Consider the following 25,129-nt stretch of genomic DNA (forward strand, 5'->3'; position numbering starts at 1 on the left):
GAGGGACACTCATGTGCCCCCGCTCCGGCCCGACCACCGGCACTTTCATCTCGAACCGCCATGACGGACAACTTCGGATTTCAGGCGAGCTCTCCTGCCCGGCCACCAGGACAAGAAACGAATAAAAATCGAACGCATGCGTCGGATGCGTTCGGGCAGATGAGGTTTCGGAGGTTGATAACTATGGTTCCCCTTTTTCTCGTTCTTCTGCTGGTCCTGATCCTCTTCGGCGCGGGTTTCGCGGTGAAGATTCTCTGGTGGGCCGCGATCGCAGTCCTGATCCTGTGGCTGATCGGGTTCGTTGCCCGCCCGAAGGGCAGTAGCGGCCGCTGGTATCGCTGGTAGCCGTACGGCAACAGTGCAGTTCAGACACTGCAGGGCGAGGGCCGGTCCCGAATTCGATCCGGGTGCGTGAAGTCGAAAAGTCGGGGCAGGTGAAGTCCAGGCGGAACGCAGCACAACCGCCGAGAACGACGTAACAGAATGAGGAGGATCGGCGGATATTCCATTCCCCGTCGCCCCCGTTGACCGAGGAGTTGTTTTCGCGTGACTGAGAATGTGTGGAGTTACCAGCCGACCGCGGGCCACCTGGCCGGTACGGACCTGACCGGCTACAAGGTCGAGGCGACCGACGGCAGCATCGGCAAGGTCGACAAGCACTCCGACGAGGTCGGTGACGCCTACCTGGTCGTGGACACCGGCGTATGGATCTTCGGCAAGGAGGTCCTCCTGCCGGCCAGTACGGTCGTCAAGGTCGACCCGGACGACAAGAAGATCTTCGTCGACCGCACCAAGGAACAGATCAAGGCCGCCCCCGAGTTCCACCGGGACAAGCACCTCGGCGACACCGGCTACCGCGAAGAGCTCGGCACCTACTACGGCACCGGCGCCCCCTTCGGCGGCCGACCCGCCTGATCGCCCCCGTACGACGACGCCGGTCCCGACACCCCCTGGGTGTCGGGACCGGCGTCATGGTGGGGTCAGCCACCCTCGAATTCGAGAATCTCGGTCAAGGCGCTTTCCTGCTCCTCGACGTCCCCAGCACTCCCGGCAATCACCACATACCGCCAGGAGCGGCCGTCGGGCGGTGCGTCCGCGTAGAGGACCACGCCCTCACCTCGATCCGGGTCGAAGGCAAGGCGGGAGGCGCGCAGCCGGGCAAGCACGTCGTCGAAGTCCATGGGGGTCCGTGTCCAGCCCTTCGACACCGACCATGCCGGCTGTGCGTCGGCAGATCCCTCGGTCAGCCGAGTGACCATGGCGTGCGGTGTGGTGGTGGCCGTACGGCGGATGTTGCTCTCACTCGCGTACGCGACACCGTCGGTGTCCACCAGCGCGTCGAGCCCGAAGGGCCCGGCGTAGCCGTGGTCGGCCAGGTGGCGGCCCAGAGCCGTCCCCCACTCCTCCAGCTCGCCGGCCACGTGCGCACAGGACGGCGGCAGCGGGGAGGCGTATCCGGTGAAAGAGCCCTGAGCCGTGCGCATCGCTCCGCTGAAGAGCGCGCGCGTCCCGGAGGCGGAGACCTCCACCTGCACACTGACCGACTCGGCCACGTCGAGGTGCTCCTCCACCACCCACAGGCCTTCGGGCCCACCGACCGTGTCCAGCGGGAGGCCAACCCCACACCGCAGCTCGTCGCGGGACACGAAGCGCATCCCGTGTCCTCCGGCCGAACGGTCGGGCTTCACCACGACACGCTCGTGGTCCCGCAGGAGATCGCGCGCCACACCTTCGGCCTCCGGGCGTCGGCACGTCCGCCCCGCCGGCAGCCGCATGCGCAGTCGCTCGGCCGCCTCGCGGAAGCCGGTCTTCGTGTTGAGCAGCATGGTCGTCCTCAGGGCGGCCTCTGCGGCTTCGACCGTGGGGTACGGGTGGACATCGATGCCGATGTCCCGGGCGAACGCGATCGCGGACGCGTCCAGCGCCGTCGGCAGCAGCGCCGCACCCCGGTCACCGGCGAGCGCCCGAACGTATTCGACGAGGCCCGCCTCGCGCACCGCCCGCGCCAGCGGAACGGCCCCGGCGGGAGGCACCGCGATCACCGCCACCGATTCCGGGGGCACCCCCGTCAGGTCGTACACGTACCGCAGGAACTCCCGGCTCAACGGCACGGGAGTGACGAACACGTCCCCCGGCCGAAGCAGCCACGCCTTCCGCGGCGCCTGCTGGGCCCACGTCATCAGGATCTGCCCCTCGTCGAGATCCACCGCCAAGTCCGAGAGGAAGTTCGCGAACACGACGCTCGGGCGCTTCTCCGTCACCACTGCGCTCCTCCTATCGCCTCACGGCCGTCCACGGTCAGCCTGGGATCCCTCGCTCGGTCCGCGACGGCCTCCCGGCGATGTGGCCCTGCCCGGACACCCACCGCCGGGACGTCTGCGGCCCCACTCAGATCGTCTGCGGCGCCCTGAGTGGCGCTCCGGCCGCGTGGAGACTGGCGAGGGTCTGCCGGTAGGAGGCGACCAGGCTGGTCTCCAGATAGCTGACCCCGAGCTCCTGGCAGTACCCGCGGACGATGATCTGGGCCCTGCGCAGGTGGGGGCTGGGCATGCTCGGGAAGAGGTGGTGCTCGATCTGGTAGTTGAGACCGCCCAGGACGATGTCGGTGAACCGGCCGCCTCGTACGTCTCGGGAGGTCAGGACCTGGCGTCTCAGGAAGTCGGGCCGCTCGTCACCCCGCAGGACCGGCATGCCCTTGTGGTTCGGGGCGAAGATCGAGCCGAGGTAGACGCCGAAGAGGCACTGGTGGACGAGGAGGAATACGACCGCTTTGCCGGGCGGCAGCACCAGCAACAGCGCTGCGAGGTAGGCGGCGAAGTGCGCGGCGAGCAGGACCCCCTCCCCCACCCGGTGCTTGAGCGAGCGGTCGAACAGCGACCGCACTCCGGACACGTGCAGATTGAACCCCTCCAGCGTGAGCAGCGGGAAGAAGAGGAACGCCTGCGATCGGCCGAGCAGCCGCGGCAGTCCCCTGGCCGTGCGGGCCTGGTCCTGCGTCCAGACGAGGATGTCCGCGTCAAGATCGGGATCGAGGTCCTCGTGGTTGGGGTTGGCATGGTGCCGTGTGTGCTTGTCCTGCCACCAGCCGTACCCCATGCCGATGCCGAGGTTTCCGGCGATACGCCCGGACACCTCGCTGGCCTTGCGCAGTCGGAACACCTGCCGGTGGGCCAGGTCGTGCGCGAGCAGGGCCACCTGCCCGAACACGAAGGCGAGGAAGGCGGCTGCCGGCAGCGTCCACCAGCTGTCGCCGATCAGGAAGAAGGCCGTCCACCCGGCGGCGTACAGGGCCGTCACGACCGCGATGCGCAGTGCGTAGTACCCGGGGCGCCGGGCCATGAGGCCCGCCTCCTGGATCTTCCGGGAGAGTCGGGCGAAGTCGCTCCCCGACTCCTCCCGTACGGGAGGGGGGCGCACCGTCTGGGAGGAATTCATGATCAAGAGTCGCTTTCCGTAGTCCGCCTCGCAGGAGCGGCCGCGGCACCCGCGGAACGCCCTGTGCCGGGGCACACCCGCATCGCGGGTGAAGCTCCCCGTCGTACTGCGCATACCCGGGAAATCGGCGTTGACGTACTCCCCGCCCCGCTCCATCGTCCCTTCTTCGGGCGAGCGGACGCCGGCTCGGCTCCCGGACCTCGCCTCGCTGCCCCCTCCGCCTCCGTGCGCGGGCTCCCGCAGGGACTACCGGGCCTTGCGCCGCCGACGCGCGCGCTCGAACTCGGCGACGTCCGACATCCAGGGACCGTGCTGTTCGAGTGCGGCGCAGCCGCCACGGACGAAGGCGCTCACCAGCATCCGGTACCCGCCGATCCCGTCGACCAGGCTGTACTCGACCCGGTATTCCGGATCCGACCTGCCGTCACCCTCGCGCAGCGTCGTGATCCGGGCGATGGAGTCCGCGTAGAAGTGGAGTTGGATCCCTTCGCCCATCTTCTCGTCCTCGATGGTGAACACTTCGTTGTCCGCGGCAGAGCGATCGCCGACGAACTCCCAGAACTCCGCGGCGGCGGTGCGGGGGCTGTCCCGTCGCCACTTCTTCTCGACGTCCTTGTCGTCGGTGAACGACAGGGCCGTCTTCCGCGCACCCCCGTCGAGGTCGGCGCCGTGGTGGCCGGGAGCCTCCTCGTCCTCCTCCATGGGTGCGCTCCTGGAGCGGTCCGCGGCCTCCGAGCACATCAGGAGGCTCACGGTACGCACCGCGTCATCGACGAGGTCAGGGTGTGCGTGGCGCACGGCCGCTTCGACCGTCGCCTCCATCCGGTCCCGGTCGCGCTTGTCCGTGGCGCGCTTTCCCCGTCGCGGATCGCGGCCGATCCGCATCCCGGCGCACGCCTGCTCCGCAGTGGCGATCACCCGCATGACCTCGGGCAGCAGCGCGGGGTCGACGGCATCGGGCATCCGCCTCGGCACCGTCGCGCCGTGCAGATACCGGCCCGTGTACCTCAGAAGCGCGGCGTCGAGTGGACCGAGTACCGTTCCGCGCTCGGCGCGACGGCGGTCCGCCCGGTATTCCTGAGCTCGTTTCCCGTTCGACGTCTCTGTCGCCGTGCGCATCGCCGCGGATATCTGGCCGCGCTCAAGCAGACCGATGTCGGCTCCGTGGGCAATGAGCCGACTCCTGTCCCACCGGATGCGACGGAAGAGCGCGTCGACGTCCGCGGGCGCGGCAAGGAGGATCGGGTCCAGGAGCGCGACGGCGGCGTTCTCGTCGAGCCCGCCTCGGGTTCCGGCGGCGTCGCACAGGGGAAGGACCGCGCTCCACAGCAGCAGGTGTCTCGCCAGATCCTCCCGGATCACCGCAAGATGGGCTTCGCTGATCGAGAACGTGAACGTGCGAGGCTCGTGGTTGGCGTCGGCCCCGGCACCGAGCATCAGCTTCAGCTCGCCGTCCTCGCGGATCACCTTCGGGATCCAGCCGCTCGTGCGCGTGAAAACGATGTCTCTCATGGGCTCAGTCCTTCCCGGTACGGCACCGGCCGGCGTCACGGCGATGACACGGCCCGCCCCCGCACCATCTGTTCACGACCACCGTGCGCATTCGACGTCGAGGCGTGGGTCGGTGCGCACCCAGACTTCGCCCCCGGCGGCGTCGGCCGGAGCGTCGACTCGTTCGAGGCCGAGGAACGCGATCAACTTGAGCAGTTCGGCTCGTTCGGCTCGGTCGTCGTCGACATCATGCGAGTCGAAGAAGACGTAGTACTGGTCGCTCGGGTCCACGATGCCCGAATCCACCCAGATCCGAGCGACTTCTTCGATCGCCGCCGCTTCCGTCGTGAACGTGGCGGCGCGGGAGGCACCGCGAGTCTCCGGTGACGCGTCGAGGTCGCCGAGCTCGGAGAACCACTGGCCGAAGCGATCGAGGCCTGCATATCCGTTCTCGAAGAACAGCATGGCGCTCGGAAGGTAGCGATTGCCCCTGTCGACCTGGAGGTGTTCCGACCGGGTCCGGTCCGCGTCGTTTTTGATCCGGGAGATCACACCTCGCCCGGGCATGAGTACCAAACTCTGCCCCGACGGTTCGTCCTTGATGGTGTAGGTGTCGGAATCCCGAGCGCGGAAGAAGGCGGAGAACGCGACGTACGCTTCCTGAGGGTCACCCACGCAGACCTGCTGATCGTCGCCATCACCGACAGCGAAGACGAACTGCTTCGGTCCGGGGTGGTAGGGGCGAGCCATGTGCGTCCTTCGTTCACGTGTACCGGCTCCGCCAGCGTAGTCGAACCGGAGTGGACGAATCCGCCCGTTCATCGCCGCCGAACAGCCGGAAGAACGGGCGGATCGACCTGCTCCCGGCCGGAACGGGGCCTGGTCGGGACGCCGGTACCGGACGAGTCCGGAGTGCCGCTCCGGCGGGTCGTGCCGCAGGTGGAGGCCGTACGACGGGCAGGGTGGCGGCCCGTGTCGAGCGGGCGACCGCGAGGCCTTGGCCGCGGTCACCCTTCGCGCCGACCTCGGTGCCGCTCTCGCGAGCCCGCGCCTCACGCGGCCACTCCCCGGCCGAGGCTCGCCCCGCCCCGCCCCGGGACCATCGAAGCTCTGAATTCGGCCATATCAAGGGGTGTTGTTCCAGCCATTCCGGGCGTAGCGTGAGCCTCCCCGAAAGGGGGCGCGTCACCTCCCACCCGTTGGCGCGCCCTTCTGAAGAGCCCCGCCGCAACCCCCGTGCGGCGGGGCTCTCTCCTGGTCCACCACCGGCATCGAGCGGCCCGCGCACCGCCTTCCGGAAGCGATCGTTCGCCTGGCACTGCAGGCACAACGGCCGAGAGGCGCGTTTCCCGGCCTCACGTCCGGTGCGCCCCCGGACACCGAAGCCGCTCACCTCGCGGGACTTCGGCGCGTCACAGACCGGTCACAGCCACCACACAGGCACCCGACCCCGGCGAACATGGCGCGATGCGCACACACCACACGATCGCCCTCCTCACCACCGCCGCCGCCACCGTCCTCACCCTCACCGCCTGCAACCCCCAGACCCCCGGCAACGAGAAGCCCGCAGCGCCGAGCGCAGCGACCCCCGGCCCCACGTCCGCACCCTCCAGCGCCGCGCCGGCCACCAAGACGGCCACGCTCGCGAACTTCGTCGGCAAGGGCCTCCAGAGCGCCCAGGACGAGGCGCAGGCCGCCGGGTTCTACGCCCTCAAGTCCCACGACGCCCTCGGCCGCGACAGGCTCCAGGCCCTCGACCGGAACTGGAAGGTCTGCTCCCAGACGCCCGCCGCCGGCGCGAGCATCGACACCGGCACGAGCGTCGACTTCGGTGCGGTCAAGCTGGAGGAGACCTGTCCGGCCACCGACGCCCCCGCCCCCGAGCCCGCCGGCGACACCATGCCGAACTTCGTCGGCCAGGGCATGAAGGCGGTACGAGGCGCCCTGCCGGCCAACGCGAGCATCACGGTGAAGGACGCGGTGCAGAGCCGCATGGTGCTCCAGGAGTCGAACTGGAAGGTGTGCGGCCAGGACCCGAAGCCCGGAACCGCGCTCAGGGGCCGACCGGTCTCCTTCACGGTCGCCAAGACCGAAGAGACCTGCCCCTGACTCACCGGATCGGCTGAAAGACCTGGTGCACCCCGGCCCGCCTGTGGTTGGCTGGGTGCATGACCGTACTCGTGACCCGTCGCCACGTCGACTACGTGCGTGTCACGACCACGGGTTGTCCCGTCACCCGCTGACGCGGCGCCGCGCGGCTTCTTCCCGCGCCCTTCACCACACACCCCGCGTACCCGTCGCGTAGTACGCACTCCCGTCCCGCCCTTTCGCCGTGCCGACGGCTGCCGAAGCCGCGTCTGCCGCAACCGGCGCGGCTGCCCGGCGGGATCCGTCCGGTACCGACGTGCCGCCCGCACCGGCTCCCCCGTGCCCGTGCCCATGCCCACCCCGTAGGGCACTGCGCCGCCCTTCCGCTTACCAGTGACCCTCACCTCCGAGGAGACCCATGAGCCAGCCCATCGACGCCGTCACCGCAGGCCACACCCCCGAGAGCGAGCCCGCCGGAGTCGGCACCCCGGCCTGGTCGTTCGAGACCAAGCAGCTCCACGCCGGCACCACGCCCGACCCGGCCACCGGCGCCCGCGCGGTCCCGATCTACCAGACGACCTCGTTCGTCTTCCGCGACACCCAGCACGCGGCCGACCTCTTCTCCCTGGCCGAACCCGGCAACATCTACACCCGCATCCACAACCCCACCCAGGACGCCCTCGAACAGCGCGTCGTCGCCCTCGAAGGCGGTGTCGCCGCCGTCGCCCTCGCCTCGGGGCAGGCCGCGGAGACCCTCGCGCTCCTGAACCTCGCCTCGGCCGGCGATCACATCGTCTCCAGCGCCTCCCTCTACGGCGGCACGTACAACCTGTTCCGGCACACCCTGCCGAGGTTCGGCATCGAGGTGTCCTTCGTCGAGGACCCCGACGACCTCGACGCGTGGCGGGCCGCCGTACGGCCGAACACCAAGGCCCTGTTCGCGGAGACCCTCGGCAACCCGCGCGGCAACGTCCTCGACGTCCGGGGCGTCGCCGATGTCGCGCACGCGGCCGGCCTGCCGCTCGTCGTCGACAACACCGTGCCCACCCCGTACCTGCTGCGCCCGATCGAGCACGGGGCGGACGTCGTCGTCCACTCGGCCACCAAGTTCCTCGGCGGACACGGCACCACCATCGGCGGTGTGGTCGTCGACGCGGGCACCTTCGACTTCGGCGCGCACCCCGAGCGCTTCCCCGACTTCACCGAACCCGACCCCAGTTACCACGGACTGCGCTACTGGCCGGCCCTCGGAGCGGGCGCGTACGCCGTCAAGTTGCGTGTCCAACTGCTGCGCGACCTCGGTCCCGCCATCGCACCGCACTCGGCGTTCCTGCTGCTCCAGGGCGTGGAGACGCTCAGCCTGCGGCTGGAGCGGCACTCCTCGAACGCCCAGGCGCTGGCGGAGTGGCTCGAACAGCGCGACGAGGTGTCGGCCGTCCACTACCCCGGCCTGCCGTCGAGCCGCTGGTACGAGGCGGGGCGCCGCTACCTGCCGCGCGGTGCCGGGGCCGTGCTCTCGTTCGAGCTGCGGGGCGGGGTGGAGGCGGGCCGGCGGTTCGTGGACGGATTGGAACTGTTCAGCCACCTCGCGAACATCGGCGATGTCCGCAGCCTCGTCATCCACCCGGCCTCCACCACCCACAGTCAGCTCGACGAAGCACAGTTGGCCGCCACCGGCACCACCCCCGGGCTGGTGCGCCTGTCGGTCGGCATCGAGAACCCGGCCGACCTGAAGGCCGACCTGGAAGCCGGGTTCCGCGCCGCGAAGGAAGCGTCCTGACCTCCGTCCCGGCAGTCCCGGCCGCCACGGTTCCCCCTCCCGCCACCGGTGCGTGGCGGGAGGGGGACCCGCCCGGGCGCCGCCGCTGGCACCGGCGTTCGCAGCCGCTGGAGTTGGAGGGGGGCGGGGTGCTCCCCGGGGTGCGGCTGGCGTACGAGACCTGGGGGCGGCTCGTACCCGACCGTTCGAACGCCGTGCTCGTGCTGCACGCCCTGACCGGCGACAGTCATGTCGCGGGCGCCGCCGGATCCGGTCATCCGACCGCCGGCTGGTGGGACGCGCTGGTCGGACCGGGCCGGGCACTCGACACCAACCGCTGGTTCGTGGTGGCGCCGAACGTCCTGGGCGGCTGCCAGGGAAGTACCGGGCCCGCCTCCGCGGGGCCCGGCGGTCGGCCCTGGGGCGGTTCCTTCCCGCGTCTGACCCAGCGCGACCAGGTGCGCGCCGAGTCCGGGCTCGCGGACGCGCTCGGCGTCGAACGCTGGGCACTGGTCGTCGGGGGTTCCATGGGCGGGATGCGGGCACTGGAGTGGGCGGTCGGTGAACCCGGGCGCGTGGCCGCGCTGTTGCTGCTCGCCTGCCCCGCGGCGGCGAGCGCGGACCAGATCGCCTGGGCCACCGCGCAGATCCACGCGATCCGTGCCGACCCCCACTGGCGGGGCGGCGACTACCACGACGCCGGAGCCGGACAGGGGCCGCACACGGGGCTGGGCATCGCCCGCCGCATCGCGCACGTCACCTACCGTTCGGCCGAGGAACTCCAGGCCCGCTTCGGACACCTCGCCCAGGACGGCGAGCAGCCCCGGCTCGGCGGCAGGTACCGCGTCGAGTCCTATCTCGACCACCAGGCCGCCAAGCTGGTCCGGCGGTTCGACGCGGCCAGCTACGTCGCCCTGGCCGAGGCCATGAACGCCCATGACATCGGGCGGGGCCGCGGCGGCATCCGTACGGCACTGAGCCGGGTCACGGCCCGGACGGTGGTCGCGGGAGTGGACTCCGACCGCCTCTACCCCCTCGCCCAGCAGGAGGAACTCGCGGCCGGTATCCCCTCCGCGGGCGGGGTACGAGTCATCCGCTCCCCGTACGGGCACGACGGCTTCCTGCTGGAGGCCGAGCAGGTCGCCGTGCTGGTGCGGGAACTCCTCGACGGCGCACCGGATCCGACCGCCCGTCCTACCCGCTGACGGGCCGCTCCACCGATGCGGCGCCCCGGCCGACCCGGGGGGCTAGCGGTGGTCGGGAAGGTACCTGTAGCCGACGCGACGCACGGTGGATATGCGGTCCCGGTACGCGGGGCCGACCTTGCGGCGCAGCCTGGCCACGTGGACGTCGACGGTACGGCCGTCGCCGATGTGCCCGTAACCCCAGACGCCCGAGATGAGGGCATCGCGTGTGTGCACCGTGTACGGGTGCGCGACGAGGTGGGCCAGGAGGTCGAACTCCAGGAAGGTGAGATCGAGTGCGCGCCCGTCGACCTCGACCAGCCGCCGTGCGCGATCGACCCGGATGGCGTCATCGGAGTGGTCGGATTCCGCAGGCGTCGCGGGCGCGAGGGGATGGGTCGCGGTCTCCGGGCGTATGCCGTGCGCGCTCATCAACGCCACGGGATCGACATGCGCCGGCAGGAACACGAGGTATCCGACGCGACCGCCATCGACCCCGTCGACCGAGACGAAGGGCGGTCGGTCGCCGACCAGTTGGAGGCGCGGGGCCGGGGAACGACGACGTGCGGGAACGGGTACGGGTGCGGGGATTGCGGTGGTCATGATGAACCCCTTCGGCTGCTCGGAGTCGGATACGGATGCCGGGTGTCCGGCCACGACGGGGCAGGGGTCTCCGCGACGGATTCGAGCGGGAGCGCGGCGCGTCGTACGCCGGGCGGACCCGTACGGCTCGGCGGCCGGGGGTCACGAAGTGTGCGGCGTGCGGAGAGGGACGGCATCCGGCACACCGGTGCGCGTCGCGGGGGAACGCCCTGTCGAAGAAGCCCTAGACGGGTCGGCAGACGGCGCTGGCGACGAGACGGAAGTCAACGTGCCTGCGGCGTACGAGCAACGGCTGGGACGGGGGCATGCTCACATGGTGGGGCGTTCGCCGGGCACGCGTCAACACTTTCCTACTGATTGAATAGGAAAGACCCTCGGGCTGGCCTCCGACCTGCACCATCTTTCATTTCGAGATCGAACTGTCCACCATCCGGTCGCTCCCTTGTCGGGGACGCCTCTTCGAGCGAGTATCCCTATCACTCCGATAGGAAAGGTGGGGGATGCCGCCGGCCCGCCCCCGCCCCCCTCCCGCACGTTCAGCAACCGGCCGACGCCGCCCGACAATGTTCCGGAGTAGTCGACATGACGACCGCCCTCCCCCATGGCACCGTCCTCCCCCATGGCACCGCCGTCCACCCAGCTCGCGCGCCACACGGCGGCGCCCGGGCCTGTCGGTGACGCCGGTGCCGATGACGCCGAACACCGCCGACGCAGGGCGCCGCGCGCTCCTGCGGACCGCCCGCGACGTGGCGGACGACCTCGCGGCCGACGCCATCGTCCGCGACCAGGCGGGCAAGCCTCCGACCGACGAGACGGCCCGACTGCGCGAGGCGGGCCTACCTGCCGCCCTCACCCCGCCCGGGCCGGACCGCGGCACGGACTGGTCCACGGCATGCGCCGTCGTACGCGAGATCGCCGCGGCGGACAGCTCCGTCGGCGACGTACTCGCCCGCCACTACGTGCACACCTGGAGCGGACGCTTCTACGCGAGTCACCAGCACGCGACCGCCCTTGAGGAGGAGTCGGTGCGCGAGCGGTGGCTGTGGACCGGCGCGGTCCGCACCCCCTGGCCCGACGAGGACACCGACGGAGCCGACCTCACACTGAAGCGGCACAGCACCGGCCATCTGCTGAGCGGACGCCGGGCCGTGCACACGGCGGTGGCCACGGCCGACCAGATCGTGGTCGACGCCGTCAGCACCGCGAGCGGTGACGTCCTGGTGGTACGGATCCCACCCGGCGCGCGGGGCCTGAGCGTCGAGCCGACCCACGACCGCCTCGGGCAGCGCGTCGCCGGCGCGGGCGAGGTGGTCCTCGACCGGGTCACCATCACGCCGGAGCAGGTACTGGGCCGCCGGCCGCACGACGAGGAGTCGACCACGCCCTTCACCGCGCTCGCGGAGCCGGCGCTCCGGCTCGCCCTGTGCCACGTCGGCCTCGGCATCGCCGAGGGCGCCCTCACCGAGGCGCGCGACCTCAGCAGGGGCGGCCGCGCGCACCGGCTGCCCGGCGAGGACCCGGACCTCTTCCTGACGTACGGGGAACTCGCCTCCGCCGCCCAGACAGCCACTGCCGTGGTCGACCGGGCCACGGACGTGATGGCGCAGGCCCTCGACCTGGGGCCGCACCTCGACGCGGAGGCGGCCGCGGGCGTCGCCGCCCTGGTCGCCACGGCCGAGGCCGTGACGTCGAAGGCCGCCCTGCGCATCACCGCCCGGGTGCTGGAGCTCGCCGACGCGCCCGGCCTGGACCGGTTCTGGCGCAACGCCCGGGTCCTGACGGCCCACCGCCCTGTCGCGCACCGCCTTCGCTCCGTCGGCGAGCACTACCTGGGCGGCTCCCACAGGGCGGTGGCGGCCTTCCGCTGAGGTCCGGCACGGCGCCGGTCGCGGACCCGCGAGGTTCGCCGGCCCCGGCCATGCCGGACAATGTCCGTATGCGGATCTCAGCCAGGGCGGACTATGCGGTACGTGCCGCGCTGCAGCTTGCCGCGTCGCAGGACGACGGGCCGGTGAAGGCCGAGGCCATCGCCGACGCTCAGGACATCCCGCACAAGTTCCTTGAGGGAATCCTGAACGACATGCGCCGGGGCGGTCTCGTGCTCAGCCAGCGAGGCGGCAACGGCGGCTACCGGCTGGCCAAGCCCGCCGGGGCCATCAGCATCGCGGACGTGGTCCGCGTCGTGGACGGACCGCTCGTCTCGGTACGTGGGGTCCGCCCGCCGGACCTGTCCTACTCCGGCCCCGCCGAGGCCCTGCTCCCCCTGTGGATCGCGCTGCGGGCCAATGTGCGCGAGATCCTCGACGGTGTGACGCTCGCCGACGTGGCGTCGTCCGACCTGCCGGCCGGCGTCTCGGCACTGGCCGACACGCCCGAGGCCTGGACCAATCCCTGACCCCACCCTCCGCACACCCCTAGCACCCCCATCCCCACCTGCGCGTTCTCACATGTAGAGATTTCGACGTCCATCATTCGGACGTCCCCTTGGGCCAAGTCTGCGCCTCTGCCAATATGCCTACCAACCAGGTGGGAAAACTAGGAATCCGGGGAGGTGGCCGTGCGCACTGTGCATCACGCAGGCCGGATGCTGCCCCTGACCTCCCGCCGGCACATCGACCTGGTCCGCACGTCCAGCGCCATCTGTCAGCCCGGCTGACACACTTCGCCGGGTCCGGCCCCCTGCCCAGGTCACCCCTGGGCGTCGCCCCGGCCCGCTCTCTTCGGCCGGGTGCTGCCCGGCCGGCCTCACCGGGCGCCTGCCGTCGAGCACGGGCATCCCGATGCTCACTCCCCCGCCCGCAACCCCGCCGCCGACCGCCGGGAGTGACTTCCGTGTGCGCCGATGGCTTCGTGTCGCCCGTCTTCGTTCCCGTACCTCGCTGAACACCATCCCGTGAAAGGACACCCCCGTGTCTGCCGCAAGACCGCTCACCGCCCTGCGTGCCATCGCCGTCACGGCGACCCTTCCCCTCCTGCTCACCGCCTGCGGCTACGGCTCCGAGGCCACGAAGGACGAGCCGAAGACCGCCGACACGGCGGACGCGGGTAAGAAGCTCTCGGCTGCCGAGGTGCGGATCGGGTACTTCCCCAACCTGACGCACGCCACCGCGCTGGTCGGCCTCCAGGAAGGCCTGATCGAGAAGGAACTGGGCGGCACCAAGATCAAGCCGCAGTCCTTCAACGCCGGCCCGTCCGAGATCGAAGCCCTCAACGGTGGCTCTCTCGACATCGGCTTCATCGGCCCCTCCCCTCGATCAACGGCTACGTCAAGTCCAAGGGCTCGAACCTGCGGATCATCTCCGGCTCGGCCTCCGGCGGCGTCAGCTCGTCGTGAACCCCGACAAGATCAAGACCCTGGACGACCTCAAGGGCAAGAAGATCGCCACCCCCCAGAAGGGGAACACGCAGGACGTCGCGTTCCTCAACTGGATCTCCGAGAAGGGCTGGAAGGTCGACCCCGAGTCCGGCAAGGGCGACGTCTCCGTCCTCCGCACCGACAACAAGGTCACCCCCGACGCCTTCAAGCAGGGCTCGATCGACGGCGCCTGGGTACCCGAGCCCACGGCCTCCAAGCTCGTCTCCGACGGCGGCTCCGTCCTCCTCGACGAGACCGCCCTGTGGCCCGACAAGAAGTTCGTGATCACGAACATCATCGTGTCCCAGAAGTTCCTCAAGGAACACCCGGACGTCGTCGAGGCCGTACTGCGCGGCACCGTCAAGACCAACGAGTGGATCCACGCCAACCAGGACAAGGCCAAGGCCTCCGCCAACGCCCGCCTCGAAGCCGAGGGCGGCAAGCCGCTCGACGCGAAGGTCATCGACCCGGCGTGGCCCAGCATCGCCATCACCGACGACCCGCTCGCCGCGACCCTGAAGACCCAGTCGGATTGGGCGGTCAAGGCGGGGCTCATCGAGCAGCCCGACCTCGCCGGCATCTACGACCTGACGCTCCTCAACAAGGTGCTCAAGGCCGCCGGCAAGCCCGAGGTCTCCGACGCCGGCCTCGGCGCCAAGTAACCCCGCAACCCCGCGACCCCGGCTTGTGGTTGCGCTCCCGACGAGCCGTCCGGGGGTCCGTCCGGACCCCCGGAGGCCGTCCGAGCCTCCCCCGGCCGGGCTCGCGCAGGGCCCGCCCGCGGTGGCGTCCGGTTCAGGAATCGACGCTCAACCCGCCCTGGAGCGTGAGCCGTTCCTTGACCTGGGCCCGGTGGGTGGCCAGGTCGTTCAGGTCCGCCGTGCCAGCCGCGACGGTACCCCACTGGCGGCTCCCGGCACCCTGGAACACGTTCATGCCGGAGGCGGGGAACTCGATCCACCCGGCGTCGCTCTCGCGCCCGGGCGACACGGCGAGGTCAGCTTCGGGCACGCAGGGCGTGCGAGAGCACGCTCATGCTGATGTCGATGACCGCGCGGAGCTGCTTCCGGCTCGCCCCGGCCCTGCTCATCACGGCCAGCGACTGGTTGACCGCCGTCAGGTGAACCGCCAAGTCGTCGGCATCACCTTCGGCCAACCGCGCGGCGTTCAAGGCGGTCCGCAGCCGCGCATGCTGCAGGTCCAGGGCCGCGATCGCGCGTGCGGCGATGGTGGGGTCGAGTGCCGGCGCCGCCATCGCTGTCTGGGCGACCAGGCATCCATCGGGTACGTCAGGATCGGCGATGCGCTGCAGGGTGACCTCGAAGAACCCCCGTACCGCCTGGAGCGGCTCCTCGGACGCGCAGGAAAGCGCCTGGTCGTACCTGGTTGCGTACCGCGTGGCGTAGCGGTCCAGGCAGCGCAGGTAGAGCGAGTCCTTGTCGCCGAACGAGGAGTAGATGGAGCTGCGGTTCAACCCGGTCGCCGCGGAGAGGTCGTCGAGAGAGGTGTCGGCGTATCCGGCCCGCCAGAACCGGAGCATCGCCGCGTCGAGCGCGATGCCCACGTCGAACTGCTTCTTCCCGGCCATCACGCATGCACCTCTTCCTCGTACCAGCCGTTGTGGCCCTGCCCATCCTATCTTGAACTGATCAGTTCAAGATGCACTAGGCTCCGACCATGACCGCCGACGCCATGGCCCCGAACCGCTCCCACGACCAGAACCCCTTCCCCGGGCTGCCGTTGTACGACCTGGCGGGTTTCACCCATCGCTGGGTCGACGCGGAAGGAATCCGACTTCATGCCGTGGAAGGCGGCCGCCCGGCCGGTCCCACCGTCGTCCTGCTCGCCGGATTCCCGCAGACCTGGTGGGCCTGGCGCAAGGTGATGCCAGGTCTTGCCGAGCGTTTCCACGTGATCGCGCTCGACCTGCCGGGGCAGGGCCACTCCGACCGCCCTCGCGAGGGCTACGACACGCACACCGTCGCTTCGCGTGTCCAGGCCGCGCTGACCGCGCTCGACGTGCCGAAGTACTGGCTCGTCGCCCACGACATCGGGGCCTGGGTCGCCTTCTCGCTGGCCCTGAAGTACGAGGAGCGCCTGCACGGCGTCGCTCTGCTCGACGCCGGCATCCCCGGAATCACCCTCCCGGCCACCGTCCCGACGGATCCCGAACGGGCCTGGAAGACCTGGCACTTCGCCTTCCACCTGGTGCCCGAACTGCCCGAGACCCTGCTCACCGGACGCGAACGTGCCTACGTCGAATGGTTCTTGACGGTCAAAGCTCTCTCCCCGGACACCTTCGACGGCGCCGAGATCGACCACTACGCCGCCGCCATCGCGGCCGAGGGAGGCCTTTCGGCGTCCCTCGCCTACTACCGCGACGCCGCGGAATCAGCGCGTAGGAATCATGACGCTCTCGAACGGGGGCACTTGACCGTCCCGGTCCTGGGAATCTCCAGCTCCCACGGCTCGATCCCCGACATGGCCGCCTCCGTCGGTCCGTGGGCCGAGAACGCGACCGGCGTCGTCATCCCACACGCCGGACACTTCATTCCCGACGAGCGACCCGACGCGACCGTGGCCGTGTTGACCGCGTTCATCGATGACGAGCGCGTCGAGTAGCGCGCGACGCGCCGGCCGGCCCGCGCCGGCCGGCCGCCCGTACGTGGACCATGATCTAGCGTGACGTCCCCCGGCGTCGGTCTGCCGGTACACGGACCAGGCGGAGCAGCAGCCCTCCCCCGAGCAGGGCGAGCACGGCCGCGGCGCGCAGCACCGTCTCGATGGCCGCGCCGTCGGAGGCCGCGCTCGGCGCCGAACCGCTGAGGGCTTCCAGCACCGTCGAGGCGACGGCGACCGCCAGCGCGCCGAGCAGGACCAGGGACGTCAGGACGAAGCCGGACGCGGCGGCGAGGCGGGTCGGGGGGACGTACGACTGCGTGGCGACGTTGGTCAGGGCCCAGCCGAGGCCGAGACCGGTGCCGACCACCGCGAAGACCACCACGTACAGGGCGAGCGGCGTCGACCAGGTCAGGACGAGCACGGAAGTGCCGCTGAGGAGCATGGCGCCGGCCATGAGCACCTCGGGCCGCCATCGGCGGGCGAGGTGTCCCGAGAGGTAGCTGGCGGTACCGGCGCCCACCGAGAGCGCGAGGAAGACCAGCCCGGCGGTGAAGGGCGACAGGCCCCGCGCCTGCTGGAGGTAGAGCGCCGAGAACACGGCGACCAGACAGTAGACGACGTTGGACAGGGACCCGGCGAGCGTGATGGTGACGAACGGGCCGTTCCGCAGCAGCCCCAGATCGAGCAGGGGCTCCGCGCTGTGTCGCTCGATCCGGACGAAGAGGGTCAGCAGAGCGGCTCCCGCGACGAGGCAGCCCCACGTCGCAGGGGACGTCCAGCCCCAACCGGCTCCCTGGTCCACGCCGAGCATGATCAGCGTCAGGCCGCACGCGAGCGCGGCCGCGCCCGGCAGATCGAGCCGCCCGGAAGCGTGGGTGTCGCGGGTTTCGGGGACGTGGCGGAGCATCAGGAAGGCGGCGGCGGCGCAGATCGGCACGTTGAGGAAGAAGACGGCTCGCCAGCTGACGTGTTCGGCGAGCGTTCCGCCCACGAACGGCCCCAGCGCGGTGCCCACGGCGCTGAAGGCCAGCACCGTGCCGACGGCCCGGCCCTGCCGGTCGTCCCGGAAGTAGCCCGTGACGACGGCCACGGCGACGGGGAAGATGAACGCGGCGGTCACGCCCTGCACCACCCTCCCCGCGACGAGCCAGGCCGTGGACGGTGCCAGGCCGCAAAGGACCGAGACGGCGCCGAACCCGACCAGTCCGCAGACGAGCGTCCGCCGTCTGCCGTGGACATCGGCGACCCGACCTCCAGTGATCATGAAGGCACCCAGGGTGAGCATGTAGCCGCTGACCAGCCACTGCAGGTCGGTGGTCGGTTCGTCGAAGTCCCGGGCGATCACGGGAAGCGTGAGGTTGAGCGCGAACCAGTCCATCTGCACGAGGAGCATCGACAGTGCCGCCGCGGTGATGACCGCCCGGTCAGGGCCGCTGAACAGGCTCTCGCCACGCCCGGCCCGCCTGTCGGAAGGAGCCTTCATCGCCCACCTCGATCCGCGCCCCCGTTCATCGTTGCACCGCCCGGCTCCGGCGGCGACACGTCTCCGGGTCGTCGGCCCCGCCACCGCCCAGTGTCAGGAGCCCGCCGTTCTGGACGAGGTCGAGGCCGACCTGCCCGGTCGAATGGGGACGAGCCTGGCGTCTCTCGGCCAATCCGCGGCCGGGCATGTGCCACACGACGGACAGCGGCCCGGGCAGCGTCTCGGTGTCCCTTGCGGTCGACGTCGGTCGTTCAGCGCTTTCACGATGCGGCCGAAACGAGACGCGGCCCCTTCCGGGGGAAACGGGAGCAGCATGTGAACAGTTATGGTCTGGCCCGCCACGCCCGGCAGGAGGCACCGCGGGTGCTGTCCGGCGGTACGGGCCGATGCACGGGTGTCGTCACACCCGGTCGCCCACGCCTCCCCCGCCGCGTCCTCCCCGGGCCACGGACGGACCACGGACCGACGAACAGAGATGAGCGCACAGATGAAGACGACGATCCGGTCGGCACTGGGCACCACGGTGCTGCTCCTGGCCGCCATGACGGCCACCACCGGCTCTGCCGCCGCACAGGTACCGGCTGACGCCCCGGCCGCGGGGCAGACTCGGGTGACAGGGCAGTGGACCGAGTCCGTCGACAAGAACCGCCCGGGGATCACTTTCTACATCGAGAAGCTGACCTTCACCGCGGACGGCCGGTTCGAGCAGATCAACAACGTGATCTGCAACCTGGACAACTGCCCCGCGTTCAAGATCGGCGTCAACACCGGCACCTACCGCACCGCGGGGAAGTCCATCCACCTCGACGGCAACCTCTCGGACCTCCACGGCACCGTGCGAAGCAGCAACACCATCGTCCTCGACAACCACCTTCTCCACCGCGGGGCTGCCGACGCCTCGCGGTAGCCTGCCCGTCAGAACGACGAACCCCCGTCCGCGACAACGGCGTCGGCATACCGTTGGACAACCGGCGGCCGAACGGATAGACCTGCCGGGTGCACCCGGATGAGGCCCATGTCTGGCAGCTCGACCCCACCCGTGTCGCGGGCCGGGAGCCGACCGAGGCGGCGGCGGCTCTGCTGTCACCCGAGGAGCGTGCCCGGCCGGCCGCCCATCGCGACCCCCGGGCCGGACACACGTTCCTGGTGGCGCGCGGTCTCCTGCGGTGCGCGCTGTCCGAGCTGGTGCCCGAAGTCGCCCCGGCTGTCTGGTCGTTCACCCGTGGACCGTACGGCCGCCCGCAGATCGCGACCCCGCGGTGCCACACGTCCGTACGCTTCAACGTGTCCCACACCCGCGACCAGGTGGTGTATGTGGTGGTACGGGACGCCGACTGCGGGATCGACGTGGAGCCGGCCGGGCGAACCGCCGACGTGCCGCTCCTGGCGGGCGACGTGCCGGCCCCGGCCGAGGCCGCCGTCCTCGCCGCAGCCGCGCCGGAGCACCGCTCGGAGGTGTTCCTGCGCCACTGGACGCTCAAGGAGGCCTACGCCAAGGCACTGGGGGTCGGGATGCGGCTGCCCTTCGCCGGTCTGGTCTTCGGCCCGCCCACCACCGGTGCGCCGCGGCTGGACCCGGCCGCGCATCCGGAAGGCGCCGACTGGCAGATCGCGCAGTGGGTGACCGCTCGGGGCCCGGCCGGGCAGGGATGGGTGGTGTCGCTGGCGCTCAGTCGGCCGGGCGGGCGTGAGCTGCGGATCGTACGGCACGATCGGTGGCCCACATGTCCGCCATCGCCCTCGCGAGGGCACCTGGGCGTACAGATGTGACCGTGCCGCGAACGTCGTGAACAGGACCCGCATCCCCAACTCCTCTGCCGTGAACGTCCGTTCGCCGCTCACCGTAGGTGCGCGACGGCGGATTCGGCTCGTATCGCGCTGGAGTACCCCCGCCTTCGAGGACCAAGAGACACCTCTTGGCGGGGCACCGGGTCAGCGGAAGTCGGCTGCGTGGTCGCGGGCCCATTCCGTGTAGGGCCGCGCGGGCCGTCCGGTGACCGCGTCGGCGGTGACCGTTCCCGGGGCCTGCTCCGGTTCGGCCTCGGCGAGGTCGACGGGCTCGGCGGGTGCGGATTCGACGCCGGAGTAGTCCTCGTAGCCGAGCAGGAAGTCGGCGTTGGCCGCCGCCCAGCCGCCCTGACGGTGGTAGAAGGCGCGCGCCTCGGCCACGCCGAGCTCCTCGATGCGGATGTCCTCGCCGATGGCCGCGGCGATGGCGGCGACCTGTTCGCGCTGCGTCAGCGTCTGGGGGCCGGCCAGCGTGTACGCGGTGTTGACGTGCCGGTTCTCGACGAGCGCGGCAGCGGCGACGTCGGCGATGTCCCACTCGTGGATGGGGGTGCTGCCGCGGTCGGGGTAGGGGTCGACGACGCTACGCGTGGCCCGGATGGAAGGGCCCCACATGTGCAGGGAGTTGACCGCGAACTCGCCGGGCCGGACGTGGGTCCATTCGACGCCGGACGCCTCCACGGCCCGCTCGACCGGAAGGTGGTACTCGGTGTCGTAGCCGGCGGTGACGGTCGCGGAGGAGAGCAGCACGATCCGCCGCACCCCCGCCGCCACGGCCAGCTCCACCACCTCCTCGGCCACCTCCAGGACGGGGAAGAGGAACATCTTCTCCACCCCGACCAGCGCCCCCGGCAGGGTCTCGGGCCGGGCCAGGTCGCCGGCGACGACCCGCGCTCCGGCGGGCAGGCCGGCCGTTTCGGGCGAACGGGTCAACGCCCGTACGTCCTCACCCGCTTCCACCAGTCGGCGGACCACCCGGCGCCCCACGTTCCCGGTCGCCCCGGTCACCAAGATCGTCATAACGTCCACGTCCCCTCAAGTCTGTGCTCGGATCCCGTTCTCGAGCATGCGGATGACCGAGGCCGCGACGCCGTGCCGCGACAGTACGCCGCGGCCGGCCGAGTCGCAGCCGGTGTAGACGAGCGCCCAGAGCGCGTCCTGGATCCACTCCACCGAGACCGTGGGGTCGAAGACACCTTCGGCCTGGCCGCGCCTGATCAGATCGGTCACCATCCGTGCCACGGAGTCCGATGCGTCGCCCGCGTCGAAGCCGTCGAGGACTCGGGGATCGCCGTAGAGGAACAGCAGCCGGTCCCCCGTGCCGACCAGGGCCGCGACCAGTCGGCGCAGGCCCTCCAGCGGCGGACCGTCACCGACCGCCGCGTCCTGGACCGACTGCTGGATCACCAGATAGGCGTCGGCGATCGCGGCCTGGACCAGGACGTCCCGGTCGGGGAAGTAGCGGTGCAGCGTGCTGCGTCCCACCTGGGCGGCCTTGGCGATCTCGGCCAGCGTCGCGGCGCGGTCCTTGGCGAGCACCTCCGCGGCCGCACCCAGGATGGCGCGACGGGTACGACTGCGTGTTCCGGACTCCACATCTGCACTGCCCATGTGCCGAACATAGCAGAGGATCATCCATCTCGGTTCACTCGTCCGCTATTTTGGGACATCAATGTTCCATTTAGATGATCTGACGTTCCAGAAGTGGATCGAGAGAGGGGCGGCGACATGAGCGTGGAGGGCACGGTTTTAGGGGGTATACCCCCTGAGAGCCCCCCGGTGCGGTTCGCCAATGTGAGGGTGCTCTGGTCCTTCGTGCGGCCGCACCGCCGGCCGCTGCTCGTGGCGTTCGCCCTGACGGCCGTGACCACCGGGACCATGCTGGCCACCCCCATGGCCACCAAAGGCATCCTGGACGGTCTGGCGGACTCCGCACCTCTGGCTCGGGCCATCTGGATCCTGGTCGGCCTGCTGATCGCCGGTTCGGCCCTGGGGTGGATCCGGCTGATCATGCTCGGCCGCCTCGCGGAGCAGGTGGTCCTGGACGCCCGGGTCACCATGGTGCGACGGCTGCTGCACGTACCGGTCGGCGGACTGGGCCGGCGCTCCCCCGGTGAACTGGTCACCCGCGTCACCTCCGACACCCTGCTGCTGCGGGAGGCCGCCTCCTCCACCGCGCTGGAGTTCTTCAGCTCGATGATCATGCTGGTCGGGTCATTGGCGCTGATGGCGGCGCTCGACTGGGTGCTGCTGCTCGTCATGGTCGGCACGATCGTCCTGATCGCCGCGGTGATCGGCCTGGTCATGCGGCCGCTGGCGGCGGCCCAGCACGAGGCGCAGGCGGCGATCGGACGACTGGGCGGCGTCCTCGAGGGCGCTCTGCGGGCGATCCGTACGGTGAAGGCCAGCCGCTCCGAGACCTGGGAGAGCGACCGCATCCTGAGCGAGGCGCGTGAGTCGTTCCGGCAGCGGATGCGGGCGGTGCGGATCGAGGCGCTCAGTTGGACGCTGACCGGCGTCGGCTTCCAGGGCGCGATCCTGGTGATCCTGGGGTTGGGCGCCTGGCGGGTGAGCCTCGGCCAGCTGACCGTCTCCGGGCTTGTCGCCTTCCTGCTGTACGCGTTCCTGGTCGTCGACCCCGTCACCCAACTGAGCCAGTCGGTCTCCCTGCTCCAGTCCGGCCTCGCCGCGTCCGCGCGGATCCGCGAGATCCAGGACCTGCCGGTGGAGGACACCGCGACGGTGCCCGAGCGGACCACGGCCCCGGTCGCCGGCGTCCACTCCCCCGTACTGTCCTTCCGTCAGGTGACGGCCCGTTACACACCGGGCACCAGGAGGGCGTTGAACGGGGTCAGCATGGACGTCCCCCGCCGCGGGCACACCGCGGTGGTCGGCCCGTCCGGCGCCGGGAAGACCACGCTGTTCTCGCTCGTCCTGCGCTTCCTGGAGCCGGAGGAGGGTGCTGTCGCCCTCGACGGCGTCCCGCTCGCCCAGTACTCGCTGGACGAGCTGCGCCGGCGGATCGTCTATGTCGAACAGGACACCCCACTGGTGCCGGGCACTTTGCGGGAGAACCTGCGCTACACCAACCCCGAGGCGGACGACGAGGCCTTGTGGGCCGTACTGCGGGCCGTCCGGCTCGACGAGAAGGTCGGTTCCCTCCCGCAGGGTTTGGACACCTCGTTGGACGGCACCGTCGTCTCCGGCGGCGAGCGCCAGCGCATCGCGCTGGCCCGGGCCCTGGTGAGCGAGCCCGAGATCCTGCTGCTGGACGAGGCGACCGCCCAGCTGGACGGGCTGACCGAGTCCGCGATCCATGACGCCGTCGTCGAGATCGCCGCTCGCGGCGCCGTGATCACCATCGCCCACCGGCTCTCCACCGTCGTCGACGCCGACCAGATCCTCGTCATGGAGAACGGCTTGTGCCGGGCCATGGGCAGCCACGACGAACTGCTCGCCACCGACGCTTTGTACCGGGATCTGGTGGCGGCGCTACGGATCGCGACGATCAACCAGGGGGTCTAGGGCCACGGCCGTGGCCGCCCGGCCTCCGGACACGAGACGGCCGGGCGCCCGTTCCCGAACGGGCGTCCAGCCGTCGTCGATCAGGCTGCGAGGGCCGCCCACCACGCTTCGGGGCGAAAGGATGAGGAGAGCTGTGATGCGGGTCCTGTTCACGACCTTCGCCGCCAAGTCCCACCTGCACATCCAGATCCCGCTCGCCTGGGCGCTGCGCTCGGCCGGCCACGACGTGTGCGTCACGAGCCGGCCGGATCTCGTCGAGTACATCTCCCAGTGCCGCGTCCGCCAGCGCCCAGCCCGCCGCGGCGAGCGCGAACCGGGTCATACGGTCGGTCTGCGGCACGAGTCGGCTCGGCAGCCGGCCGGCGGCGTCGAAGTCGCGCACCTGACCGGCCAGTCGGCTGGGGAAGGCGGTGGTGTCGTATCCGTCGATCGGCGTGATGGCGGGCCGGCCTCGCAGGGTCGCGGACCAGAACTCCTCCGTCCCGAGGCCGTTGGGGGCGACGACGCCGGTTCCGGTCACTACGGCCGTGGTCACGCGGCCCTCCTGTCCCTGTGGTTGAGCACCATGGCGCTCTGGAATCCGCCGAAGCCGTTCGCTGTCGGCGGTACGACGCCGTGCTCCAGCGCCAGCGCGCAGGCGGCGATCTCGATCGCGCCGACCGCGCCGAGCGAGTGGCCGATCACGGACTTGCTGGAGGAGACGGGCACGGCGTGCGCGTGGGCACCCAGGCTGCGCTTGAAGGCGGCGGTCTCGTGCCTGTCGTTCTGCTGGGTGGCGGTGCCGTGGGCGTTGACGTAGTCGACGGCGGTCGGATCGAGCCGGGCCCGGTCCAGCGCCGAGGTGATGGCCGTGGCCATCTCCCGCCCGTCGGAGCGCAGCCCGGTCATGTGGTGGGCGTTGCCGTGCGAGGCGTACCCGGCGATCTCGGCGTAGACGTGGGCGCCGCGCGCGCGGGCACGGCCCAGCTCCTCCAGGACGAGGACCGCGGCACCTTCACCGAGCACGAAGCCGTTACGGGTCCGGTCGAAGGGGCGGGAGGCGGAGGCGGCGTCGTCGTTGCGGGGCGAGGTGGCCTTGATCGCGTCGAAGCAGGCGACGGTGATCGGGGCGATGGGTGCGTCGGCACCCCCGGTGATCATGATGTCGGCGCTGCCCTCACCGATGAGTGCGCAGGCGTGGCCGATGGCGTCGATGCCGGAGGTGCAGCCCGCGGAGACCACGGAGTTGGGGCCTTCGGCCCCGGGGAACCAGGCCACCTCCGCCGAGAGCGAGCTGGGCACGAAGTAGTCGTAGAGATGCGCGGAGGCCGCGGCCGGGTCGACGACCCACTCCCGGCCGCCGTCGCTGACGGCGAGGTACTCGCGCTCCAGCCTCAGGGTGAGGCCGACGGCGTTGCCGATGCTGACCCCGGTCCTGTGCGCCTCCTCGGGGCCGATCCGCGGCTCGCTGTCGGCCAGCGCCTCGCGAGCCGCGATCATCAGCATCTGGGCGGCCCGGTCCAGGCGCTCCGTGTCCGCCTCGGTCAGTCCTGCGGCGAGCGGATCGAAATCGCACTCGGCGGCGATCCGGGAACGGAACGGGGCCGGGTCGAAGGTGGTGATCCCCCGGTCGCCGGCCGGCCCGAGGTGATGCGCTCCCCGAACGCCTTCGTCCCGGTGCCTCCCGGCACGACCACACCGATCCCGGTGACGGCAACGCGACGCTCCCCCATGACGACCCCCTGTCTCACCAGCGGAAGTGCTGATCGGTTTCGACGATGAGCCGCTCTGGTCGCAGGGGCGTCGAGGACGACTGG

The 25,129-nt window shown here is 70.8% G+C and carries 23 protein-coding genes and 2 pseudogenes; 13 read left to right on the plus strand and 12 right to left on the minus strand.

Annotated elements, in window-relative coordinates; translation table 11 throughout:
• Positions 1 to 159 precede the first annotated feature (159 nt).
• Together ACWG52_RS04510 and ACWG52_RS04515 are read left to right on the plus strand one after the other, a co-directional pair.
• Positions 160 to 345 carry a hydrophobic protein gene (locus ACWG52_RS04510; RefSeq protein ID WP_326749677.1) on the plus strand — a complete coding sequence of 62 codons (186 nt, stop codon included), beginning with the start codon at positions 160 to 162 and terminating at the stop codon, positions 343 to 345.
• A 201-nt stretch (positions 346 to 546) separates the two neighbouring features.
• Entirely contained in the window at positions 547 to 915 is a 369-nt protein-coding gene (locus tag ACWG52_RS04515; RefSeq protein ID WP_352164624.1) for a PRC-barrel domain-containing protein, read from the plus strand.
• Between the two features lie 65 nt (positions 916 to 980).
• On the opposite strand, the gene ACWG52_RS04520 is transcribed toward ACWG52_RS04515, so the two are convergent.
• The 4 genes from ACWG52_RS04520 to ACWG52_RS04535 all read right to left on the minus strand — a co-directional run bounded on the left by ACWG52_RS04520 (position 981) and on the right by ACWG52_RS04535 (position 5,676).
• Positions 981 to 2,261: a preATP grasp domain-containing protein gene (locus ACWG52_RS04520; RefSeq protein WP_390138247.1), complete on the minus strand. Its 1,281-nt coding sequence runs from the start codon at positions 2,259 to 2,261 to the stop codon at positions 981 to 983.
• Between the two features lie 127 nt (positions 2,262 to 2,388).
• Positions 2,389 to 3,435 carry a fatty acid desaturase family protein gene (locus ACWG52_RS04525; RefSeq protein ID WP_389817746.1) on the minus strand — a complete coding sequence of 349 codons (1,047 nt, stop codon included), beginning with the start codon at positions 3,433 to 3,435 and terminating at the stop codon, positions 2,389 to 2,391.
• Between the two features lie 246 nt (positions 3,436 to 3,681).
• Complete coding sequence (locus ACWG52_RS04530) at positions 3,682 to 4,947, minus strand: DUF6357 family protein (RefSeq protein WP_389817743.1); 1,266 nt, start codon at positions 4,945 to 4,947, stop codon at positions 3,682 to 3,684.
• Positions 4,948 to 5,019: 72 nt separating this feature from the next.
• Positions 5,020 to 5,676, minus strand: a complete 657-nt coding sequence (locus ACWG52_RS04535) for a hypothetical protein (RefSeq protein WP_453127869.1) — start codon at positions 5,674 to 5,676, stop codon at positions 5,020 to 5,022.
• Positions 5,677 to 6,393: 717 nt separating this feature from the next.
• Here ACWG52_RS04535 and ACWG52_RS04540 point away from each other — a divergent pair.
• The 3 genes from ACWG52_RS04540 to metX all read left to right on the plus strand — a co-directional run bounded on the left by ACWG52_RS04540 (position 6,394) and on the right by metX (position 9,978).
• Positions 6,394 to 7,035, plus strand: coding sequence for a hypothetical protein (locus tag ACWG52_RS04540; RefSeq protein ID WP_453127870.1), 642 nt, complete (start codon positions 6,394 to 6,396; stop codon positions 7,033 to 7,035).
• A gap of 397 nt (positions 7,036 to 7,432) precedes the next feature.
• Complete coding sequence (locus tag ACWG52_RS04545) at positions 7,433 to 8,794, plus strand: bifunctional o-acetylhomoserine/o-acetylserine sulfhydrylase (RefSeq protein ID WP_389817734.1); 1,362 nt, start codon at positions 7,433 to 7,435, stop codon at positions 8,792 to 8,794.
• The gene (gene metX, locus ACWG52_RS04550; RefSeq protein WP_453129038.1) at positions 8,791 to 9,978 is read left to right on the plus strand and encodes a homoserine O-acetyltransferase MetX; all 1,188 of its coding nucleotides are present in this window, start codon (positions 8,791 to 8,793) and stop codon (positions 9,976 to 9,978) included. The genes ACWG52_RS04545 and metX overlap by 4 nt, the downstream gene beginning before the upstream one ends.
• Before the next feature lie 42 nt (positions 9,979 to 10,020).
• On the opposite strand, the gene ACWG52_RS04555 is transcribed toward metX, so the two are convergent.
• The gene (locus ACWG52_RS04555) at positions 10,021 to 10,560 is read right to left on the minus strand and encodes a winged helix-turn-helix domain-containing protein (RefSeq protein ID WP_390138241.1); all 540 of its coding nucleotides are present in this window, start codon (positions 10,558 to 10,560) and stop codon (positions 10,021 to 10,023) included.
• 689 nt (positions 10,561 to 11,249) lie between these two features.
• Between ACWG52_RS04555 and ACWG52_RS04560 the strand changes: the two genes are divergently transcribed.
• The 4 genes and pseudogenes from ACWG52_RS04560 to ACWG52_RS04575 all read left to right on the plus strand — a co-directional run bounded on the left by ACWG52_RS04560 (position 11,250) and on the right by ACWG52_RS04575 (position 14,577).
• On the plus strand, positions 11,250 to 12,428 hold the full coding sequence (locus ACWG52_RS04560; protein ID WP_389817728.1) for an acyl-CoA dehydrogenase family protein: 1,179 nt from the start codon (positions 11,250 to 11,252) through the stop codon (positions 12,426 to 12,428).
• 68 nt (positions 12,429 to 12,496) lie between these two features.
• Positions 12,497 to 12,955, plus strand: coding sequence for an RrF2 family transcriptional regulator (locus ACWG52_RS04565; protein ID WP_389817725.1), 459 nt, complete (start codon positions 12,497 to 12,499; stop codon positions 12,953 to 12,955).
• A 162-nt stretch (positions 12,956 to 13,117) separates the two neighbouring features.
• Entirely contained in the window at positions 13,118 to 13,216 is a 99-nt protein-coding gene (locus ACWG52_RS04570) for a putative leader peptide (protein ID WP_389817722.1), read from the plus strand.
• Positions 13,217 to 13,469: 253 nt separating this feature from the next.
• A pseudogene (locus ACWG52_RS04575) lies at positions 13,470 to 14,577 on the plus strand (aliphatic sulfonate ABC transporter substrate-binding protein).
• Positions 14,578 to 14,710: 133 nt separating this feature from the next.
• On the opposite strand, the gene ACWG52_RS04580 reads toward ACWG52_RS04575, so the two are convergent.
• Together ACWG52_RS04580 and ACWG52_RS04585 are read right to left on the minus strand one after the other, a co-directional pair.
• Entirely contained in the window at positions 14,711 to 14,926 is a 216-nt protein-coding gene (locus ACWG52_RS04580) for a hypothetical protein (protein WP_389811330.1), read from the minus strand.
• Complete coding sequence (locus ACWG52_RS04585; RefSeq protein WP_453127874.1) at positions 14,913 to 15,503, minus strand: TetR/AcrR family transcriptional regulator; 591 nt, start codon at positions 15,501 to 15,503, stop codon at positions 14,913 to 14,915. Before ACWG52_RS04585 ends, ACWG52_RS04580 begins: the two co-directional genes overlap by 14 nt.
• A gap of 89 nt (positions 15,504 to 15,592) precedes the next feature.
• On the opposite strand from ACWG52_RS04585, the gene ACWG52_RS04590 reads away from it, so the two are divergent.
• On the plus strand, positions 15,593 to 16,537 hold the full coding sequence (locus ACWG52_RS04590) for an alpha/beta fold hydrolase (RefSeq protein ID WP_453127876.1): 945 nt from the start codon (positions 15,593 to 15,595) through the stop codon (positions 16,535 to 16,537).
• Positions 16,538 to 16,592: 55 nt separating this feature from the next.
• On the opposite strand, the gene ACWG52_RS04595 is transcribed toward ACWG52_RS04590, so the two are convergent.
• Entirely contained in the window at positions 16,593 to 18,020 is a 1,428-nt protein-coding gene (locus tag ACWG52_RS04595; RefSeq protein ID WP_453127878.1) for an MFS transporter, read from the minus strand.
• Positions 18,021 to 18,507: 487 nt separating this feature from the next.
• Between ACWG52_RS04595 and ACWG52_RS04600 the strand changes: the two genes are divergently transcribed.
• On the plus strand, positions 18,508 to 18,927 hold the full coding sequence (locus ACWG52_RS04600; protein WP_389811319.1) for a hypothetical protein: 420 nt from the start codon (positions 18,508 to 18,510) through the stop codon (positions 18,925 to 18,927).
• 89 nt (positions 18,928 to 19,016) lie between these two features.
• Positions 19,017 to 19,790 (plus strand): 4'-phosphopantetheinyl transferase superfamily protein, encoded by a 774-nt coding sequence (locus ACWG52_RS04605; RefSeq protein WP_453127879.1) that lies wholly within the window; start codon positions 19,017 to 19,019, stop codon positions 19,788 to 19,790.
• Positions 19,791 to 19,952: 162 nt separating this feature from the next.
• On the opposite strand, the gene ACWG52_RS04610 is transcribed toward ACWG52_RS04605, so the two are convergent.
• The gene (locus tag ACWG52_RS04610; protein WP_453127881.1) at positions 19,953 to 20,828 is read right to left on the minus strand and encodes an SDR family oxidoreductase; all 876 of its coding nucleotides are present in this window, start codon (positions 20,826 to 20,828) and stop codon (positions 19,953 to 19,955) included.
• Between the two features lie 15 nt (positions 20,829 to 20,843).
• Positions 20,844 to 21,419 (minus strand): TetR/AcrR family transcriptional regulator, encoded by a 576-nt coding sequence (locus tag ACWG52_RS04615; protein WP_453127883.1) that lies wholly within the window; start codon positions 21,417 to 21,419, stop codon positions 20,844 to 20,846.
• A 189-nt stretch (positions 21,420 to 21,608) separates the two neighbouring features.
• Between ACWG52_RS04615 and ACWG52_RS04620 the strand changes: the two genes are divergently transcribed.
• Positions 21,609 to 23,333: an ABC transporter ATP-binding protein gene (locus ACWG52_RS04620; protein ID WP_453127884.1), complete on the plus strand. Its 1,725-nt coding sequence runs from the start codon at positions 21,609 to 21,611 to the stop codon at positions 23,331 to 23,333.
• On the opposite strand, the gene ACWG52_RS04625 is transcribed toward ACWG52_RS04620, so the two are convergent.
• Positions 23,317 to 23,868: a beta-ketoacyl synthase N-terminal-like domain-containing protein gene (locus tag ACWG52_RS04625; RefSeq protein WP_453127885.1), complete on the minus strand. Its 552-nt coding sequence runs from the start codon at positions 23,866 to 23,868 to the stop codon at positions 23,317 to 23,319. The two genes, ACWG52_RS04620 and ACWG52_RS04625, sit on opposite strands and share 17 nt — an antisense overlap.
• Positions 23,865 to 25,045 (minus strand): annotated as a pseudogene (locus tag ACWG52_RS04630) (beta-ketoacyl-[acyl-carrier-protein] synthase family protein). Before ACWG52_RS04630 ends, ACWG52_RS04625 begins: the two are co-directional and overlap by 4 nt.
• Between the last annotated feature and the right edge of the window lie 84 nt (positions 25,046 to 25,129).

The organism is Streptomyces sp. CLCI03, from assembly GCF_053615355.1.